Origin of the sequence: Endozoicomonas gorgoniicola (assembly GCF_025562715.2) — a bacterium.
Classification (GTDB): domain Bacteria; phylum Pseudomonadota; class Gammaproteobacteria; order Pseudomonadales; family Endozoicomonadaceae; genus Endozoicomonas_A; species Endozoicomonas_A gorgoniicola.
Genome location: NZ_JAPFCC010000002.1, coordinates 14,052 through 31,914, shown reverse-complemented (window position 1 = coordinate 31,914; position 17,863 = coordinate 14,052). Strand labels below are relative to the sequence as shown.

Here is a 17,863-nt window from a genome sequence, read left to right as displayed (position 1 = left end):
GCCGATCAAGTGGATTCCAGTACAGAGTTCCCGCTCTGCTTCGGCATCGGGCTTCAAGACTGCGTTCAGGTCCGTCCGGCGCAGCACCAATAACACGGCTCCCGCCTCTGCTGTTGCACGCGGGAGTTCTTACAATACGACTCCCGTCAGGCGTTTGCTTGCTCGGGAGTTTTTTTATTCCGGATCATCATGCTTATCACATTGGAACGTGCCTATCTGCCCCACTGCACGATAGGGCAGCTGCATGTACCCGGCTTTCATACATTCGCCACCATTGAGCGTCCGTGGCTAGGCAATAAACCCTTTGAAAGCTGTATTCCTGAAGGCGTTTATGACTGCAAGCCATTCAACGGCAACCGGTTCAAAGACGTTTGGGAATTGCAGGACGTACCAGAGCGTTCTTACATACTGATCCATCAGGGCAACTGGGCAAGGAATGTCCAGGGCTGTATTGCGGTGGGTAAAGTATTGTCCAGCCAGGAATACATGGTGATCAATTCAGAAAATGCCATCAACGAACTCCGGGCTTTCCTGCCGGATGAGTTCCAGATTCGCATCACAGTCAAACAGCCGGAGTACCCATGATGAGCTTTATTGGCAGACTGTTTGGCAGCGATAAGGCGATCAGTACAACGGCAGACGGTATTTACAAAGGTATTGATGCAGCATTTTTCACCAATGAAGAAAAGTCCCAACATTTTCTAAAGCTGCTGAAAGCGTATGAACCTTTCAAGCTGGCTCAAAGATTACTGGCCCTTATTGTCGGTATTCCTTATGTACTGATCTGGATGACCTGCGCAGTGATGCTGGTTATCTCTGCTTTCATGGAGCCTTGTGGAATTGAAGCAGTTTGCAGTAGCAACAATGTTCTCGAAGCTGCCAAAACCCTAGCCGACTGGAATAACGAAACGCTTGGCTTTCCCTTTTCTCTGATTTTAGGGTTCTACTTCGGCGGTGGAGCAGTTGAGGGTGTAGTCAGGGCAAGGAGTAGCAAGTGATGGAGCACTGGCATCTTGACCGCAAATTGAACATTACCCACCTTATCAGCACCGTAATGATTATTGCCTCCCTTTTCCTCTGGGGTGGAGGCATCGAACGGCGCATCGACGGCAATGCAAAAGATATCGCCCATCTGAAAGAAGTACAGGAACGGGATCGCCAGCAAGACAAGGAAGCCAGGGAAGAGTTCAAGAGTCAGCTTAAAAGTATTGAGACTAAATTGGATCGGTTAATAGAGCGTCTGTGATGAGTTTGAACGACAGACAACAGCGTTTCGTTGATGAGTACTTAGCCAATGGCGGCAATGCGACTCAGGCGGCAATATCAGCCGGTTACAGTGCAAAAACGGCTGAAGCTACAGCAAGCAGGCTGTTGAGAAATGTTAAGGTCGCTGATTCTGTCGCCAGAGGTCAGAAAAAAATCAAAAAAGACCTGGGCATTACCGCTGAATGGAAACGGGATCAGCTGAAAAAAATCATTGAAGCCTGTTCGAATACTGTCGAGGCGCAAAAAGGCAAAGGCGACGATGCCACAATGGTTAAAACAATGGTGGATGCCAAGGCGGCTATCTCTGCCATTGCGGAACTGAACAAGATGGACGGTGATCTGGCGGCCATCAAGACTGAAAACAAGAACACTAATACCCACACATTCGATGACCTGAGTGAGCAGGAAATAGATGAGCGCATCGCTGAGCTTACCGGAAAAGCGTGAGCTGCTTGAGCTGCTGGAAGAGCAGGCGAGGCGTGAGAAGTACAATCAGATCAACCGGTATTTTCCTGAGTCGGGACCACTGCGCAGAGAGCTCTATAAAAAACATATGGAGTTCTTTAAAGCCGGAGCCATTCATAAAGAGCGTTTGTTCATGGCGGGTAACCGGGTAGGTAAGTCAGAATCCGGTGGCGGCTATGAAGTCACCCAGCACCTGACTTGCGACTATCCGGACTGGTGGGAAGGCAGACGGTTTGACAAGCCAGTGCAGTTTCTGGCCGCTGGTGACACATCACAAACCACCAGAGACATCATTCAGAAAAAGCTGCTTGGCGGACTCTGGGATACTGACGAATGGGGAACCGGCTTGATACCCCGTGACCGGCTGGATCAGAAGCCAGTCACCAAGGCGGGAACGCCCGGTGCTTATGAGGAAGTGCAGGTTAAAAGTGAAGCCGGGGGTTATTCGTCGTTGAAGCTGCGTTCTTACGATCAGGGTCGTCGAATCTTTCAGGGCTTTGAACTGGACGGTGCCTGGCTGGATGAAGAAGTTCCCCACGATGTGTACTCCGAAGCACTGACCCGAACCATGACTACAGACGGTATTGTGATTATGACGTTTACCCCGTTGAGTGGTCTGACCCAGTTGGTGAAATCCTTCATGCAGAGCAAGAAAGAGCAGGAGTCTATTGTTCCATGAAGGGTGTCCTATGAGTCGCTATGTGGTTCAGGCAGGCTGGGACGATGTGCCACACCTGAACGAACAGGCTAAGGCTGATCTGGAAGCGTCTTACCTTCCCCATGAACGGGATGCCCGAAGAAAAGGTATTCCCGGGCTGGGTGAAGGGGCGATTTATCCGGTACCTGAAAAGGAAGTGGTCTGTAAGCCCTTCCCAGTACCTGAACATTTCGCCAGAGCCTACGGCTTTGACGTGGGCTGGAAGAAAACAGCGGGTATCTGGGGCGCATGGGATCGGGATAACGACATCATTTATTGTTACTCCGAGCATTACCGGGGGCAGGCCGAGCCATCGGTTCACGCTTCAGCGGTAAAAGCCAGGGGCGAATGGATACCGGGCATTATTGACACGGCAGCCAGAGGCAGAAGCCAGACCGACGGCAGGCGACTCTGGGACTTGTACATTCAGCAGGGATTGCAGCTTTATAAAGCCAACAAAGCGGTAGAAGCCGGAATACTGGAAGTCTACCAGCGTCTTTCAACGGGCAGGCTGAAGTTCTTCAGCACCCTGCAATACACCATTGCGGAATACCTGCTTTACCATCGCAACGAGAAAGGTTTGATTGTCAAGGAAGACGATCACTTGATGGATGCCCTGCGTTATCTCTGCATGGGTATCAAGCAGGCTATTACCAAACCGGTTCAGCAACACCGAATCAGAACAGGCATTGCCGACAGCACAGCGGGCTACTGATGGAACAGACATTAACGGAAAAGCAGATTGAGCAGCTGGATCATCTGGGGCAGGAGCTGCAAAAACTCTGTGAGGATAACGCCTCCAAACGCAGCAGCATTGAACAACGCTGGCTGAAAGACTCCCGACAGAAGCACGGCGATTATGAGCCTGACTTGAAAACAAAACTGGATCAGGCTGGCGGTTCCAAGCTGTTCCGCAATGAGACAAGACCAAAGTGTCGTGTAGCAAAAGCCCAGTTAGCCCGGATGCTGTTTCCGACTGATGACCGAAATTACGGCATTGAGCCAACGCCTGTTCCGCAGACCATTAGCGACCTACAGGCAGTTCAGCAGGAAGCCTTGCAACAGGCCATGGATGAAGCCAAGGAAGCTGCCAAAGGCATGAACCGGCAGATTGAGGACGACCTGACTGAGGCTGAATACTATGCCAAAGGGCGTAGGGTGGTCAGTGATGCTGTTGATCTGGGTACCGGAATTCTGAAAGGTCCGGTCGTGGTGAACCGTACCCGCAAGGCATGGGTGACCAATGAAGACGGTATTCATGCTCTTCAGGTGGTGACAGAACCAAGAGCCGGTATCGAGCGGGTCAGCCCCTGGGACTATTACCCAGACATGTCCGCCACCTGCAAGGAAGATGTTGAGTTCGAGTTTGAACGCCATCGCTGGACAAAAAGACGACTGAGGGAGTTTGCCAAGCTGAATGGCGTGATCCAGTCGTCTGTTAAAGAGTTGCTGGAGCAGGAAGCCAGAAGCACCCATTCGGTTCAGGATCATACGGCAGAACTGCGGGAAATTACCGGCGTGGATTCTGTGAAGAGTTCCAGCCTGTATGAAGTCTGGGAGTATCACGGTCCCATTAAAAAAGCCGATCTGGAAGTGTGCGGTTGTGCCTTTGACGAGGGTGATGAGCGGGACTCACTGACTGAGATTCAGGGCATTGTCTGGTTTGCAGGCGGCAAGGTATTAAAAGCTGTGCTGCATCCGCAGGACACGGAAGACAGCCCTTACTCTGTCTTCAACTGGGAAAGGGATGACAGCTGTATTTTTGGCTTTGGCGTGCCGTACCAGATACGTCACCCGCAAACCGGGGTTAATGCCGCATGGCGAATGCTGTTTGATAACGCCGGTCTGTCGGCGGGTCCCCAGATTGTTATTGATGAGGATGCCATTGATCCGGTAGACGGTGACTGGCGACTGGCTCCCCGCAAGGTCTGGAAGAAGAAAAAGAATATTGCCATAGACGGCAACTTCAGACCGTTTGAAGTGTTCAATATTGACTGTAATCAGTCGCAGATAGCCGCAGTACTGGAACTGGCCAGTCAGGCAGCGGACGAAGAAGGGAATATTCCGCTAATCGCCCAGGGCGAGCAAGACCAGAGCATGACCAAGACCCACGGCGGCATGGCATTACTGGCTAATGCAGCAATGACAGTCTTTCAGGACCCGGTTAAGAACTTTGACGACTGCGTGATTATTCCCACTATCAAGCGGTTCTACGACTTTCACATGCAGTATCACTCCAGACCGGACATCAAAGGCGACTTTCAGGTAAAGGCTAGAGGTTCCAGTGTGCTGTTGTTGAAGGAAGTGCAGTCCCAGGCATTGATGAGCTACCTGCAACTGGCGGGCAATGATCCTGAGTTCAGAAAGCGTACCGACTACAGCAAGCTGGTACCTGAAGTAGTGAAGTCTATGCAGGTCACGGCGTCCGATATCCTGATCGACGAAGAGAAGGTTCAGGAGAACGAACAGAACGCCGGGCAAGACCCTGCCCTGATGGCTGCCCAGATGGATATGCAGATGAAGCAGCAGGATCAGCAGTTCAGGCAGCAGCTGGAAGTGCAGAAGCTGGAGCAGGCTAAAGAGCTGGAAATGTACCGCATCGCCGCCAGTAACGATATGAAGCTGGCAGAGCTGGAGCAAAAGCTGGGCATTGAGCAGACAAGGGTTCAGGCGCAACGGGATATTGCCGCACTGAATGGCACCCTAAAGCAGAACGAAATGAATTTGAAGTCAGAAACAGGCAGTGGCATCTGATGATTAACAAGCACTCCGCTGACTGGAAAGCCGTCGAACACTGGGCGCAGGAAAAAAGGAACCAGGCTGTTGCCCGTTTGATTGCGGACAACCAGAGCGACAAGCAGCGTGGAATCATTGCTGCACTGGATGAGTTGATGAAACTGGCAGAGCCGGACGTCAGGCGCAACCTGACCGGCACTGTTCAGTACTGAGCAATTGGCCGCTTTAACAGCCGCTAACCGAGGAAAAGGGAATGAGTGAGGAACAGACTGTTACCGATCAGGACAATCAGGAATTCAGTTCTGCCTTTGATGCGTTTGCTGAAGGCCGTCAACCTGAAGAAGCCAACGTTTCAGAAGAGGCTAGCGCTTCAGAAGAAGCTACCGGCGATCAGGACACCGCTGAAGTAGACGAACAGGAACAGCAGGCTGGAGCGGGAGATCACACTGATGACCAGGTATCGGAGCAGGAAGCCGACAGGGAAGAGGCAGAGTCAGAAGCTGAAGCCGGACAAGAAGCAGCAGACGACACCGAAGCAGTAACAGACGACTGGGAGCAGAAATACAAGTCGGTCAACGGTCGGGTTCATGCCTACCAGCGTCAGGCTGAGGACTCCAAGCGACAGCTGTCCTCCGCTCAGGAAGAGATTGCCGGTCTGCGTCGGCAGCTGGAAGCAGCGAATACGCAGAAACCCGACGGAAAACGTCAGCCGCAGCACAATGCCGCTGACACTTCTGTCACGGATGTTAATGGACTGGATTTGGAAGAGGTGAAGGACTATTCGCCGGAAGCTCATTCCGCACTGGTTCAGCAACAGTCCACCATTAACCAGTTGCAGGAAGAGCTGAACGCTCTGAAGCAGCAGTCACACACCACAGAACAGGCGCAACAACAGCGAGTCACCGACGATCACATAGCCGCAATCAACGCCGCTCATCCTGATGTCAGTGAGGTAGTGAATGCCCCTGAGTTTGCCAGCTGGATGGACAACCAGCCCAACGCTGTACGCCGGATCAATGAAACAGGCAGCACCGAAGATGTTATCTGGATGCTGGACCAGTTTAAGGCATCCCGCACTGCGGAAGCAGCCAGCAAGAAGGCCAAGGTAATCCAGAACAAACGCAACCAGCGACTGAAAGACGCAGCCACTATCCCGGCAAAAACACAGTCAACCAACCGGGATGATGGGTTAAGCGACTTTGGGTCTGCATTCAATCATTTTGCAGATAAGAAGGATCGAGGATTCTCGTAATGACTACGACCACTTACGGCGATATCAGCCAGCGTACCGCTGCCTACGCCGCCACTGAAATGCTGTCTCATGCGGACTCCATTACTGTACTGAGCAAGTACGGTCTGCATAAGCCAGTGCCTAAGAACAAAGCGCAGAGCGTGAAGTTCCGCCGCGCTATTCCTTTTCCCCTGGCGACTACGCCATTGCAGGAAGGCGTTACCCCTGCCGGTCACAAGATGGCCTACGAAGACGTGCCTGCCACCCTGAAGCAGTACGGTGATTTTGTCACCATTACTGACGTGGTTCAGGACGAAGCGGAAGACCCGGTTCTGCGGGATGCTTCCCAGCTCAACGGTGAGCAGGCAGGCAGTACTCTGGAGGCCATCATCTGGGGTGTTCTGGCAGCAGGAACCAACGTGTTCCGTGCCGGTAGCGTGGCAACCCGTGCCGACATTGACGCCAGTCTGGATCGTGGCTTGCAGCGCAAAGTCACCAAAGGGCTGAAGGCCAACAAGGGCAAGCATATCACCTCTATGGTGGGCGCTTCCGTGAAAATCTCCACCGAGCCGGTGGCTCCTGCGTTTATCGCCCTGGGTCATACCGACTGCGAAAGTGATATTCGTGACATGGACGGCTTTGTGCCGGTGGAGAAGTACGGTTCCATGAAGGCTATGCCTTACGAGATCGGCAAGGTGGAAGACTGCCGTTACATCCTGACTCCTGAGCTGACACCTTTTGCCAGTTCAGGCAAGGGCGGTAAGGATGTTTACCCCATCATCTACCTGGCTAAGGAAGCCTATGGCTGCGTGCCGCTGAAGGGTGAAGAGTCCATCGAGCCCAAGGTGCTGAACCCTAACACCCCCCGGGGTGGTGATCCTCTGGGTCAGCGCGGAACCGTGGGCTGGAAGACTTACTTCACCGCTGTACGCCTGAATGAGCTGTGGATGGCGCGGGTAGAGGTAACGCTGGGGCAGTAATCCCTTTCAGTAACAAGCAGTAAAACGCAAGGCTCCTTACCAGATGGTGGGGAGCCTTTTTTATTTACAGGCATTAATTTATCCAAAGGATAGTGATCGTGAGCGCAAGCGAAGCCACAAAACAGAAAGCTGATGAGCTGGGCATTACTTACCCCAATAACATCGGCGAAGACACCTTGCTGAAAAAGATTGATGAGCACCTGGGTAACTTCAGTGATGCTGATGACTCCGATGAACAGCAGGAAACGCCGAAGACCTCATCGGGCAGTGAGCGACCTGAAAAAGTAACAATCATTCTTCAGGAAGATGAAAACAATCAGCAGCCTGTGCCAGTGGGCTTTAATGGCAAGAACTATGTCATCAAGCGTGGCGTGGAAGTGGAAGTACCTTATGGTGTGTACGCCATTCTGAAAGACGCTACCGAAACCCATTACGACGAAGACGGTAACGCCAGCCAGCGTCAGTCTTACCCCTTTAATGTGGTGATCTGATGCGGGTCCGGGCGATTCTCGACAGTGTTCGCGGCACCTTGCAGGACAACCAACCGCCGAACTTCAATCCGGCAACGGATGTCTGGACAGCATTATGGTCTGACGACAAGCTGCTGGACGGCTACAACCGGGCGAGGCTCTGGCATGTTCAGCAACGTCCTGACACCTATGCGGTTACTGTGTCGTTCAACTGCAAGGCTGAAAGTGAGCAGACGGTTCCGGCTGAAGCCTATCGGCTGCTGGGTGTACTGGAGAATACCGCAACAGGCAGAGTCGTAAACCCTACGACCCGGGAAGACCTGACGGCGATGATCCCCAACTGGTACAACGATAGCGGTTCGGAAGTGGAGCTGTATTTTACCGATGAACGTACGCCCCGTTCGTTCTGGGTCTACCCCAAGCCGCCAGCTAACCATGAAGTCAGGCTACAGGTGTCTCGTATTCCGGCACTGGTGAGCATGAATGAAGTGGACCACAGCAGTAATCCAGCCGAACTGGACTTACCCCTTGTACATCTGCCCAGCATTGAGAACTACATGCTGTTCCATGCCTATATGCAGGATATTGAAACCGAGAGCAACCTGATTCAGGCGCAGAACTATATCAAGCTGGCTGCCAACGATCTGGGCGTGAGCTGGAATATTGATCTGGTGTTCAGTCAACCAGTGAAAGGTGATGCCAATGGCTGAGCTGAAACAGTTTTTCCCATCGGTTCAGCCCTGGGCGAGTGGATGCCCTGACCCTGTGGTGCTGAATGCCATTCGTGAAAGCGTGCGCCTGATCTGCGATGAAGTGCCGGTCTGGCGGGTAGACAATACATTAGCCCTGATTGGAGGAATCACCGACTACGAGATTGAGGTTCCGGCAGGCAGTGAGCTGGTAACGGTTGAGTCCCTGAGGCAGCGAGACAGTAAGGACCTGATGAACCTCTGGCACCTGAAGGGTAATAACCTGGTAATTCCGGTGGATTACACGGGTTCCAAAGTGGTGTTGACCGAACTGGTGTTGATTGTCCGTCCTTCCATGACGGCAACAGAGATTCCCGATGAATGCCTGACCGCTATCTCCCACGTTGCCCCTTATGGCGCTCGCTGGCAGTTGCTGGATATTCCCGGCCAGAAGTGGAGCGACCCCCTGAATGCCGAAAAGAACCGGCAGCTTTTCTATCAGAAACTTTCAGCCCTGCGTGGTGAAGTCATGCACAAGGGCAACCGCCACCGGCTGCAACGAGCCGCCGACCCGTTAGCGTAAAAGGAATTAACCATGTCCAGCCCAGCTAATGCCCCCATCGAAATGATCCGGGGGGACACACTCGCAGTCCCTATTACTTTCAAAGACCCTGCCAATAATGACAATGCCGTCCCCGTCAACGGCTACACATTAACGTTCACGGTGAAGGTCAGTCGCTACATGCCGGACGATGAGGCATCAATCCAGAAGAACATTGTCCTGCCGTCGTCAGCCAGCAATGGCGAGTACACCCTGATTATTGATCCGGCAGATACCAATGACCTTGAGCCTATGTCGTATGACTATGACATCCAGATCAAGTCACCGGACGGTAAAACTGTGGTGACGGTGGTGCAGGCAAAACTCAAGTTACTCATGGGAACCACCCACTCGTAGGAGCTAAGGAATGGCTATAGTAGCGGAAGTGGGTAAAGTCTATCGCCCACTGGATGTTAAAATTGACGGGCTGGCACTGGCGGAGAACGCCCGTCAGGATATTACGACCCGACACGGCGACATTAAAACCAAACACAGTGATGTGGTTGGTAAACATGCGGCTGTTCAGACGTGGCACAGTAATGTAGCACAATGGCAGCAGGACACGGCAACCTATCGTGATCAGGCGAACACTTATCAGCAGCAGGCTAACGTTGCCCGTACTGCGGCAGAATCTGCTCAGGCTTCTGCGGAAGTTGCCAAGAATAACACTATCCTTGCCAAAGATGCGGCAGTGGCGGCTAATAATTCAGCCCAATCTGCAAAAACATCAGCAGCATCCAGTAAAACGGCAGCGGCTAACTCAGCAACACAAGCCTCTAACTCAGCAACTCTAGCCAAGAACGCAGAAACTACTGCCTCAGGCTATCGGGATAACGCTAATTATCATAGTAATAAGGCGCTTACTGCTCGGGCCGGGGCGGAAACCGCAGAGAGCAACGCAGAAGCGGCGGAAGCCAAAGCGGAAAAGTGGGCGGAGCATCCTGAAAACTCTGCCGTAGAGTCTGGCAAGTACTCTGCCAAGCATCACGCTGAAAAAGCCAACGACTACAAGAACGCTGCCAATACTTACCAGAACAATGCCAAGAGTTACAGGGACTCTGCCAATAGTCATAAGAATACGGCGGGCAGTTATGCAACATCTGCCCATAGTTCTGCGACCACGGCAAGCAGTAAAGCAACCGAGGCTGGTAAATCAGCGGACAAGGCTCAAGAGTGGGCGAGTAAAGATCAGGGGCAGGTAGTTGAGTCCGGCGAGTACTCTGCTAAACATTATGCAAAAGTTGCCGAGACTCACGCCCAGGCCGTCACTTCCGGTTTGAAGTTTAAGGGTAAGTTTGATGCGTCCAGCGGCAATCCTCCTGCTACGCCAGCGGCTGATACCCCAGATTATTACCGGATCATTAAAGGCGGAACTATCAACGGTGTTGCGTATAACACCGGCGATAATATTTGCTGGGACCCCGTTTCCGACGAATGGTTCAAGATTGATAACACCGACAGAGCAATCACCAGCAGCCTGACGAGTTCGGATGAAGAGGTTTCCCTCTCCGCCAAAGCAGGTAAAAACCTGCAAGACAATAAGCTGGACAAGTCAGGTGGTGATGTTGGTACGCTGAACTTCAACACGACCAATGACGTGTTGTTGTCGTACAAAGGCAAGGATGTTGTTAAGGCGCTGGATTCTACTGGCGCAATGTCCTTCGGTTGTGACAACGCTACAATTGTCGGCGCGGGTGAAGCGCAGGTTCAGTTAGCTAATAATGTATCAAAGACTTCCGAAGTCCTGCACCTTGGCTCAGATAATCAGGTCAAGGTTTATACTGCACTGCAAGGCGGCTGGGCTGCCCGTAGAGAGTTCAATTTCAACACTGATGGCTCATTCTCAACCAATGGCCCTATTCTTGACGACGCTGGTCGGGTTTACAGCCCAGGCAACAAACCTCAGTGGGGTGATGTTGGCAACAAGCCTGCTTCTTTCCCACCTTCCAGCCATAACCATGACTCTGCTTATCTTGGTAAGACTGCCAAGGCCGCAGACAGTAACAAACTGGATGGATTGGATTCTACCCAGTTCGCCCGTCGTGATTATTCAACCGCAAGGGTGACAGTCGGCGGTTCTGCTGAGTGGGTAACACTTGCCATTGTCGACGGCGGCGGTCGTGCTTCAGCTCGGTTCAAGCTGGCGGAAGGCGAAGGCGGCAACCATGGACACGTTGAGTTTTATGCAGCGGTGTCGTATGGCAACGTACCCTGTATCAATATCCTGTCCGTCGGCGGCTATTTGTCGTTTACTGGCCTGCTGCGCCGGTTGCGGATCATCAAGGATAGTAGCGATGAAGTTTACGGCTCGCACAAGTTGCAACTGTTGCTGGAAAAAACCGCTACTGTCCACCTGTACCTGTATGAAGACGAAGTTCCCCATGATAAATGGAAGTTGCTGAATTTCACCGAGAAAGGTCTGCCGTCTGGATACACTGAAGCACTGTCCGTTGATTTGGACTTGAACGGTGGGATTACCACGACGGGTGAGTTTTACGCTCAGGGGGGTAATCGGGTTTTCCATGAGGGGTATTTGCCTAATTCACTGGCTGGTTCGGGTGGACGTAAAAACCTGTTGGATAACGGGCGGAAGAAAATCAATCAGCGCGGTTTTGATGGCAACTGGTCAGCATTAGCCAATGGTGAATATGGTTATGACCGCTGGAAGAAGCACGCCAATGGCATCGAGCAGATCATCGAGGGCGGCTATCACGCTACCGGCGACTACACACTGAGCTGGCAGGGCAGTGGTTCCGGCTATGTGAATGGTGCGGCGGTGGAGAATGGCGGGACAGTCACGATCTCCGACGCTGACGCCAATATTTCTGTGGTTGTTCCCGCGTCGGCTGATGCTATTCAGTTCGAGCGTGGGGATGCGGCTACGGATTTTGAGTATGTCCACCCCAGGGATCAACTGGCGAGGTGTCAGCGGTATTTCCAGGCACTTATTAGTTCAAGTGGTATTTGTTCTTTGGCGATGGATAGGGTCACTGACGCTAATAACACTTACTACGGTTACGTTGAGCTACCTGTACTTATGCGAGTATCTCCTACAGTTACGTACAGTTTGTCGCATGGTATCCATAAGCCACATATCAGATACGAACCAATAAGGAGCCTTACCTTTAGCACAACACAACTTTCAGTTAGGTGCATATTAACCCCATCAACAAACGATGCAAGTAGCCATTTAATTGAGTTTAAAGAAGCTGCGGGTGGGTACATTAATTTATCAGCAGACCTTTAACCAAGGACAGGTATCATGTATCAACTCAAAGACGACAGCATCATCCGGCTTGAAGATAATGCTTTCATTCCGAAAGACGACGGCAACCGTGATTATGTCGGGTATAAAAAATGGTGCGACGAAGGCAACACGCCGGAAGTCTGGCAGCCGGAAAAACCAACACTGGAACGGGCGAAAGCCGCCAAGCTGCAAGAGATTAACGACGGCTGTGACAAGGAGCTGAAAAAGCTGATAGCCAGTTATCCTCAGGTCGAAGTAATTAGCTGGGATGAGCAGGTATTAGAGGCTAAGGCATATCAAGCTGACAGTAGCGCCACTACTACCTTATTGGACGGTTTGGCTGCTGGTCGTGGTATCGAGAAAGCTGAACTTGTACAGCGGGTTATCGCCAAGGCCGAAGCATTTCAGGCGTATTCCGGTCGAGTGATTGGTCAACGGCAATCGCTGGAAGACCGTTTGAACTCAGCGGAAACGGTGAATGAAGTGATTAATATTTCTGTTGAGTTTGGGGTTTAACCCTCTCTTTCCTTCCTCTTTTCTGAATCAATCATTATGCGCTACGAAATCACGGGATTCTCTGGAACCTTCCCGGCGATCAGCCCTGTCCGTCTGCCGGTGAATGCGGCGACGGTGGCTGAGAACTGTCGTGTAGACCGGGGCATCCTGCAATCAGCGAAAGGCTTGCAGGATTACCGGGCTCTGAATCTTGCCGAGGTGAAAAGTCTGTACCGCTACGGAGCAGTGCCGGGAGACATAAAATCGGGACATCTCTTTGAATGGGGTCAGGTAGTGGATTGTGTGCCAGCGCCACTGCCTGAGAACCATTCGGATATTGTGCTGATCGCCGGGGATGGTGAGCCAAAGATAACTGATAACAGTCTGGCGCTGGGCAGCAGTCGTAAGCCTGTCGCCAGTTACCGGCTGGGTGTGCCTCAGCCTTCCAGCTCGCCTTATGTGGAAGTGTCCGGCGATCCGGCAGACGGGGCGCGGCGGTTCCGGCGTGATTATCTGGTGACCTTTCTGTGTCAGATGGGTAGCTATGTGATGGAAGGCAAACCCTCAGCCCCTTCTATTCCTGTGGAAATGGAAACCGGGCAGACCTGCACAGTGAAGGGCATCAACCAGCCACCACAGGGGGCTTATCACTTTATTGGCAAGCGGTTGTACCGGCGCAGTAACTATTCCGGTTCCGGCAGCTTTCAACTGGTGGCTGAGTTGCCGGTGACTACCGAGACCTTTACCGACAATAAAGACGACACAGCCATTCCCGGTGATGTGATCAGGGAGTTTGTACTGGATGCGGATATGCCGCCTGCCGGGCTGTTCACCATGGGTGCCTTGCCTAATGGCCTGTGCTTTGGCACTGACGGGGAAGCGGTCTTTTACAGCTTTCCTTATCAGGTTCATGCCTGGGGTGCGTTCAATCGTACACCCATCAAGCATAAGGTGATCGGTGTCGGGCATTTTGAGAATGTCATTGTGGCGCTGACCAGTGAGAACCCGGTGATTATTACCGGAGAAAATCCGAGCCTGATGAACCCCGATGAACTCACTATTGGTCAGGGCTGTGTGTCACGCCGGTCGATTGTGTCCGGCTCTTTCGGTGTGGCTTACGCTTCGCCGGATGGGTTGACCGTTGTCACAGGTGCAGGAGCCGACGTGGCCACCAGTGACCTGATGGATCGGGATAGCTGGCAGGCGCTGAACCCCGCTTCGGTGATCGGCGCTTTGTATGAAGGGGCTTATCTGGGTGCCTTTACTCGAAAGGATGGCAGTCGGGGCGTATTCCTGTTTGATCCGAAAAAGCGTGACCAGGGCATTCTGTTCTATGACCTTGCTATTGATGGCATGGCCTCTGACGGACTGGCGGATACAGTGTTTGCCGTATCGGGTGACCGGGTAAAGCTCTGGGCTATGGGTGACGAGCTCCCTCTACGCTGGCGCAGTCGTGTGTCCATGACCGACCCCATAAAGCTGAACACCTGCCGGGTAAAACACGACGGCTCCCTGCGAATGCGCTTATGGCGGGATGGGGTCAAGGTGTTTGACGCACCTGTTAACCGTCGGGCGTTTCGTCTGCCTGCCGGGCGTGGCAGCCAGTGGCAGGTGGAACTGGAAGGTACCGGCAAAGTCTACGCAGTGATTCTGGCAACCAGCATGAGCGAGGTTTAATCCATGGCCTTTGATTTACCGCCGCCACCTAAGAGCCTGAAGGATGACTTCGCTACACGACGGTTTTTCGATAGTGTCTGGCGGCAGCTGAAAGAAGTGGGAAGTGGTGTCACAACCATTAACAAAGCGCTGGGTCTTGATAAAAATTCGGGTTCCGAGATATCCGGAGGGGAAGGCGATGAGCTGAACCCCATACTGCCAGACCTGACGCCGCCACCCCGACCGAAGAATATAAGAACCAGCGAAGGCATGGGGCTGGTGTTTATTGAGTGGGATAACCCTAACCTGTCGTACAGCTACCGCGCTGAAGTGTGGCGCTCTGATAAGAATGATGTTGGCGCAGCCCGTCTGATCTGGAGCGGTCAGGGCTTGATGGGAAAAGACGCGCTCGGCAGTGATATGAACCCGTTTTATTACTGGGTGCGCTTTGTCCGGGATAATGGCTATCAGGTTGTCTATGGCCCCTGGCACCAGACCGGCGGAACAAAAGGGCAGGCTCGCTTTTCGTCCGACTATATCCTGAAAACCCTGACTGACGCAGACGGCAATCGGCTTCCTTATGTCGTTAAAGATGGCAAGTACTTTTTCAACAGCTCGTATCATGCCGAGGCATCCATCATCAGTGCGGCTATCGAAAACCTTGATGTTGCCAAGATTAAGGGTGACATCGCCAGCTTTCTGAAGACCTACATTACTGACGGTTTTATTACTAACGCCATGATCGGCAATGAGATCAAGAGTGATAACTACGTTGCCGGAAAGCAGGGGTGGATCATAAAAAAGCAGGAACCATCCGTCTGAGTTATACCCGGGCGGATGGGGTTAAGGTAACGAAGGATTATCAGGCTGAGTTTAATGATGCTACGTTCAGTGGTGACGTTAGTTCTTTGACTGGTACGTTTAGGGGAACCCTGACGGCTGATGCTATCAATGCGGTTAAGAACGTTACGATTGCGGGTAATAGTGTTGCTCGCAGTTTTTATGTGTATCACCCGAACCCCATCAATGTTCATACAGATGGCTATCAGGTTTTGTCATCCATAGCTTTCAATATCCCGTCGGGTATTGCGACTTCGAGGATTACGGCGATAGCTCGCGCAACTTTCCGTTTGAATATTGACCACGGTAGCTGGAACGCATCTGAAATAAAAAAGATTATGCACTTCAGGACGGTTATGAATGGGGTTGTTGTAGACTCTTTTGATTCCAGAGTGGCTATGTTTACTCAAAAATACAAACATGTCCCAAACCCGCTACTTCAGTTCAACATAGTTGCACCGTGTTCGGTCGGCTTAAACTCGCTAAGTGTCCAAATGTTTGTTTCTAACAGTGGTCCTAATATTTACCCTACTTGCACAAACAGAGAGTTTGTGGTGGATGTAGTATTCAAATGAGCTACGTCGAATTTAGTAATGTGATGTTTCGGGGGAAGCTGGCTGCGGCAACCGGCGAGGCGCAGTTCAAAGTTATTGGTGATAAATTCCGTGCTGAAACATTTAATATCGAGCATGGTGCGGTTAGTTACAGTCAATACATAGAGGCCATTCCGGTTTCAAAAACTTACGGTTCTGTGCTTCTTGATTATCGGTTTAACATACGGCGGGATTCATACGTTGAGTTTATTGCTTCTACTGTAGGAGGCTGCATTTACTTAGTGGTGGATGGGGTGCGATTGCCTGATTTCGTTAATTGGTCAATGGGTAATGGTTGCTTTTCCCCCCTTGTGTTGACTCGTTTTTTATCGGCGGGTGACCATAGAGTACAGGTTATAGCTCGCTACGCTGATTTTATGGATCGTAGTCACATGTATTATGTCCCCCCTTGGCCTAACGGGGGTTTTGGGAAAGTTTCTTTGGGCGTTCAGTTCATCGACAAGACAGGGAGTGCTACTTAATGTCTGAGGCTTTTTTTGACGGTAGCGCTATTTTTCGGGGAGACATGGACGCAGCGGAAGGTGAGTTCTCCGGCGAGTTTTCGGCTGGGAATGTCGATGCCTTATCCCAGATCAATATTGCAGACGGGGCTGTTTCAACATATGTCTTTATACAAGGTTCTATCAGTCAGCATTTAGCACCGAATGCAGTATGGGGGTCATATAAACAAATACAATTCCACGTCCCCACCTATCCTGCTGATTTGGTAGATATAAAATTTTCTGCTTTTTTCCAACGTCAGGCGATACGGAAAGTAGAAACAGATGGTAAAGAAACACGTTTTACTGGTTATCCTTTTGTGTCTTACCCAAAAGGTTCAGTCTATTTGTGGGTTTCGGGTGCTTGGCGTTTTTATCAGGATTTTTATTTTGTTGAATCTGTCCCTGAACTTAGGGAGAAATATACCTATACGGACGATTTGGTAGTGCCATTGGCTATGCGTTATGTGGGTAAAGAATTGATGGGTAAAAGCGTGTTGGTCAGGTTTTGGGGTGATGCAAACCGGAAATATGGTTCAGGGGATTATATTTATGATTTAGGGATTATCCCGAAAAACAAAATTTCATTAGCCTACAGGATGAGGTGAGTGGTATGAAAGGTGCTATTTACGAGGTTGACTCGGGGCGCTTGGAAATGATAATTACAGCGCCACGGAAAGAAGATATTGATCTACAGTTGACAGGCCGGACAGGTTTCCGTGCTTACTATGGCGATGTTAAAGACGGTCAATATATTGTTGAGGGTAGTCCAGTCCTCCGCCCAGTTATGGGTTTAACGGTTTCTTCCACTGAACTAACGATAGCCAAAGTACTCAGGGTAGATAACATCCCAAAAGGCACAAAAGTCTTCCATCCCGAGGGCGAGGTAGTTGTTGATGACGGGTTTATCGAATGGTATTCAGTAGAGCCTGGCACTTACCTGTTCCGCTTTGAAAATTTCCCTTACATGGAGGAGGAGATAAATGCCGTCGTTAGGTAAGCACGACCCTCTTTCCCAGAGGCAGGCTGATAAAAGCCTGATCAACCAGACCCGTGACCGGCTCGATAATGAGCCGGTTTTGGTTTCCGGGGTTTTGATTCAGTGTAATGATGAATCCCTTCACCGGCTGCGGGAAACCATCGAGTTCTTTGATGACCTGAAACAGGACGACGGCACAGTGAGCTGGAAGCTGGCAGATAACGGCCTGCTGCCCTGTAATCGGGAAGAGCTGCAAACCCTGATGATTGAAACCCGCAAAGCCCGCGCCCTGCGATTCTCCCGGCTTCATGCCAGAGCCAACGAATTTAAGCAACAGATCGACTCAGGCCAGACAGTCACCCTTCGGGATATTGCCGGAAGCTGGTAATATATCCAGTGCTGTACAAATAAACAGCCA

Annotated in this window: 23 protein-coding genes; all 23 read left to right on the top strand. The window is 51.5% G+C overall.

What is annotated here, in order from left to right; translation table 11 throughout:
* Nucleotides 1-189: 189 nt before the first annotated feature.
* Nucleotides 190-585: a DUF5675 family protein gene (locus tag NX722_RS28460; protein WP_262568769.1), complete on the top strand. Its 396-nt coding sequence runs from the start codon at nt 190-192 to the stop codon at nt 583-585.
* Nucleotides 582-998 carry a hypothetical protein gene (locus NX722_RS28455; protein WP_262568768.1) on the top strand — a complete coding sequence of 139 codons (417 nt, stop codon included), beginning with the start codon at nt 582-584 and terminating at the stop codon, nt 996-998. Before NX722_RS28460 ends, NX722_RS28455 begins: the two co-directional genes overlap by 4 nt.
* Complete coding sequence (locus tag NX722_RS28450) at nt 998-1,246, top strand: hypothetical protein (protein WP_262568767.1); 249 nt, start codon at nt 998-1,000, stop codon at nt 1,244-1,246. The genes NX722_RS28455 and NX722_RS28450 overlap by 1 nt, the downstream gene beginning before the upstream one ends.
* The gene (locus NX722_RS28445) at nt 1,246-1,713 is read left to right on the top strand and encodes a terminase small subunit (RefSeq protein WP_262568765.1); all 468 of its coding nucleotides are present in this window, start codon (nt 1,246-1,248) and stop codon (nt 1,711-1,713) included. The genes NX722_RS28450 and NX722_RS28445 overlap by 1 nt, the downstream gene beginning before the upstream one ends.
* Entirely contained in the window at nt 1,679-2,410 is a 732-nt protein-coding gene (locus tag NX722_RS28440) for a terminase large subunit domain-containing protein (RefSeq protein WP_262568764.1), read from the top strand. The genes NX722_RS28445 and NX722_RS28440 overlap by 35 nt, the downstream gene beginning before the upstream one ends.
* A 10-nt stretch (nt 2,411-2,420) precedes the next feature.
* The gene (locus NX722_RS28435; RefSeq protein ID WP_262568763.1) at nt 2,421-3,143 is read left to right on the top strand and encodes a phage terminase large subunit family protein; all 723 of its coding nucleotides are present in this window, start codon (nt 2,421-2,423) and stop codon (nt 3,141-3,143) included.
* Nucleotides 3,143-5,182 (top strand): hypothetical protein, encoded by a 2,040-nt coding sequence (locus NX722_RS28430; protein ID WP_262568796.1) that lies wholly within the window; start codon nt 3,143-3,145, stop codon nt 5,180-5,182. The genes NX722_RS28435 and NX722_RS28430 overlap by 1 nt, the downstream gene beginning before the upstream one ends.
* Complete coding sequence (locus NX722_RS28425; RefSeq protein ID WP_262568795.1) at nt 5,182-5,376, top strand: hypothetical protein; 195 nt, start codon at nt 5,182-5,184, stop codon at nt 5,374-5,376. The genes NX722_RS28430 and NX722_RS28425 overlap by 1 nt, the downstream gene beginning before the upstream one ends.
* Nucleotides 5,377-5,417: 41 nt before the next feature.
* A complete protein-coding gene (locus NX722_RS28420; RefSeq protein WP_262568794.1) occupies nt 5,418-6,416 on the top strand; it encodes a hypothetical protein in 999 nt (332 codons plus the stop codon).
* Nucleotides 6,416-7,375, top strand: coding sequence for a N4-gp56 family major capsid protein (locus tag NX722_RS28415; RefSeq protein WP_262568792.1), 960 nt, complete (start codon nt 6,416-6,418; stop codon nt 7,373-7,375). Before NX722_RS28420 ends, NX722_RS28415 begins: the two co-directional genes overlap by 1 nt.
* A 98-nt stretch (nt 7,376-7,473) precedes the next feature.
* Nucleotides 7,474-7,866 carry a hypothetical protein gene (locus NX722_RS28410; RefSeq protein WP_262568791.1) on the top strand — a complete coding sequence of 131 codons (393 nt, stop codon included), beginning with the start codon at nt 7,474-7,476 and terminating at the stop codon, nt 7,864-7,866.
* On the top strand, nt 7,866-8,555 hold the full coding sequence (locus NX722_RS28405) for a DUF6682 family protein (RefSeq protein WP_262568790.1): 690 nt from the start codon (nt 7,866-7,868) through the stop codon (nt 8,553-8,555). The genes NX722_RS28410 and NX722_RS28405 overlap by 1 nt, the downstream gene beginning before the upstream one ends.
* A complete protein-coding gene (locus NX722_RS28400; protein ID WP_262568789.1) occupies nt 8,548-9,117 on the top strand; it encodes a hypothetical protein in 570 nt (189 codons plus the stop codon). The genes NX722_RS28405 and NX722_RS28400 overlap by 8 nt, the downstream gene beginning before the upstream one ends.
* 12 nt (nt 9,118-9,129) lie before the next feature.
* Nucleotides 9,130-9,492 carry a hypothetical protein gene (locus NX722_RS28395; RefSeq protein ID WP_262568788.1) on the top strand — a complete coding sequence of 121 codons (363 nt, stop codon included), beginning with the start codon at nt 9,130-9,132 and terminating at the stop codon, nt 9,490-9,492.
* Between the two features lie 10 nt (nt 9,493-9,502).
* On the top strand, nt 9,503-12,382 hold the full coding sequence (locus NX722_RS28390) for a hypothetical protein (RefSeq protein WP_262568787.1): 2,880 nt from the start codon (nt 9,503-9,505) through the stop codon (nt 12,380-12,382).
* 15 nt (nt 12,383-12,397) lie between these two features.
* On the top strand, nt 12,398-12,898 hold the full coding sequence (locus NX722_RS28385) for a hypothetical protein (protein WP_262568786.1): 501 nt from the start codon (nt 12,398-12,400) through the stop codon (nt 12,896-12,898).
* A 36-nt stretch (nt 12,899-12,934) separates the two neighbouring features.
* Complete coding sequence (locus tag NX722_RS28380) at nt 12,935-14,554, top strand: hypothetical protein (protein WP_262568785.1); 1,620 nt, start codon at nt 12,935-12,937, stop codon at nt 14,552-14,554.
* Between the two features lie 3 nt (nt 14,555-14,557).
* Entirely contained in the window at nt 14,558-15,355 is a 798-nt protein-coding gene (locus NX722_RS28375) for a phage tail tip fiber protein (RefSeq protein WP_262568784.1), read from the top strand.
* Nucleotides 15,322-15,948, top strand: coding sequence for a hypothetical protein (locus tag NX722_RS28370; RefSeq protein WP_262568783.1), 627 nt, complete (start codon nt 15,322-15,324; stop codon nt 15,946-15,948). The genes NX722_RS28375 and NX722_RS28370 overlap by 34 nt, the downstream gene beginning before the upstream one ends.
* Entirely contained in the window at nt 15,945-16,448 is a 504-nt protein-coding gene (locus NX722_RS28365) for a hypothetical protein (protein ID WP_262568782.1), read from the top strand. Before NX722_RS28370 ends, NX722_RS28365 begins: the two co-directional genes overlap by 4 nt.
* Nucleotides 16,448-17,074 (top strand): hypothetical protein, encoded by a 627-nt coding sequence (locus NX722_RS28360; RefSeq protein WP_262568781.1) that lies wholly within the window; start codon nt 16,448-16,450, stop codon nt 17,072-17,074. The genes NX722_RS28365 and NX722_RS28360 overlap by 1 nt, the downstream gene beginning before the upstream one ends.
* A 5-nt stretch (nt 17,075-17,079) precedes the next feature.
* A complete protein-coding gene (locus NX722_RS28355; protein ID WP_262566147.1) occupies nt 17,080-17,466 on the top strand; it encodes a hypothetical protein in 387 nt (128 codons plus the stop codon).
* On the top strand, nt 17,450-17,833 hold the full coding sequence (locus NX722_RS28350) for a DUF4376 domain-containing protein (protein WP_262566148.1): 384 nt from the start codon (nt 17,450-17,452) through the stop codon (nt 17,831-17,833). The genes NX722_RS28355 and NX722_RS28350 overlap by 17 nt, the downstream gene beginning before the upstream one ends.
* Nucleotides 17,834-17,863 lie beyond the last annotated feature (30 nt).

Coding starts and splice junctions, on each gene's coding strand:
- NX722_RS28460 (WP_262568769.1), top strand. CDS start 190: ATGCTTATCACATTGGAACGTGCCTATCTGCCCCACTGCACGATAGGG.
- NX722_RS28455 (WP_262568768.1), top strand. CDS start 582: ATGATGAGCTTTATTGGCAGACTGTTTGGCAGCGATAAGGCGATCAGT.
- NX722_RS28450 (WP_262568767.1), top strand. CDS start 998: ATGGAGCACTGGCATCTTGACCGCAAATTGAACATTACCCACCTTATC.
- NX722_RS28445 (WP_262568765.1), top strand. CDS start 1,246: ATGAGTTTGAACGACAGACAACAGCGTTTCGTTGATGAGTACTTAGCC.
- NX722_RS28440 (WP_262568764.1), top strand. CDS start 1,679: ATGAGCGCATCGCTGAGCTTACCGGAAAAGCGTGAGCTGCTTGAGCTG.
- NX722_RS28435 (WP_262568763.1), top strand. CDS start 2,421: ATGAGTCGCTATGTGGTTCAGGCAGGCTGGGACGATGTGCCACACCTG.
- NX722_RS28430 (WP_262568796.1), top strand. CDS start 3,143: ATGGAACAGACATTAACGGAAAAGCAGATTGAGCAGCTGGATCATCTG.
- NX722_RS28425 (WP_262568795.1), top strand. CDS start 5,182: ATGATTAACAAGCACTCCGCTGACTGGAAAGCCGTCGAACACTGGGCG.
- NX722_RS28420 (WP_262568794.1), top strand. CDS start 5,418: ATGAGTGAGGAACAGACTGTTACCGATCAGGACAATCAGGAATTCAGT.
- NX722_RS28415 (WP_262568792.1), top strand. CDS start 6,416: ATGACTACGACCACTTACGGCGATATCAGCCAGCGTACCGCTGCCTAC.
- NX722_RS28405 (WP_262568790.1), top strand. CDS start 7,866: ATGCGGGTCCGGGCGATTCTCGACAGTGTTCGCGGCACCTTGCAGGAC.
- NX722_RS28400 (WP_262568789.1), top strand. CDS start 8,548: ATGGCTGAGCTGAAACAGTTTTTCCCATCGGTTCAGCCCTGGGCGAGT.
- NX722_RS28395 (WP_262568788.1), top strand. CDS start 9,130: ATGTCCAGCCCAGCTAATGCCCCCATCGAAATGATCCGGGGGGACACA.
- NX722_RS28390 (WP_262568787.1), top strand. CDS start 9,503: ATGGCTATAGTAGCGGAAGTGGGTAAAGTCTATCGCCCACTGGATGTT.
- NX722_RS28385 (WP_262568786.1), top strand. CDS start 12,398: ATGTATCAACTCAAAGACGACAGCATCATCCGGCTTGAAGATAATGCT.
- NX722_RS28380 (WP_262568785.1), top strand. CDS start 12,935: ATGCGCTACGAAATCACGGGATTCTCTGGAACCTTCCCGGCGATCAGC.
- NX722_RS28375 (WP_262568784.1), top strand. CDS start 14,558: ATGGCCTTTGATTTACCGCCGCCACCTAAGAGCCTGAAGGATGACTTC.
- NX722_RS28365 (WP_262568782.1), top strand. CDS start 15,945: ATGAGCTACGTCGAATTTAGTAATGTGATGTTTCGGGGGAAGCTGGCT.
- NX722_RS28360 (WP_262568781.1), top strand. CDS start 16,448: ATGTCTGAGGCTTTTTTTGACGGTAGCGCTATTTTTCGGGGAGACATG.
- NX722_RS28355 (WP_262566147.1), top strand. CDS start 17,080: ATGAAAGGTGCTATTTACGAGGTTGACTCGGGGCGCTTGGAAATGATA.
- NX722_RS28350 (WP_262566148.1), top strand. CDS start 17,450: ATGCCGTCGTTAGGTAAGCACGACCCTCTTTCCCAGAGGCAGGCTGAT.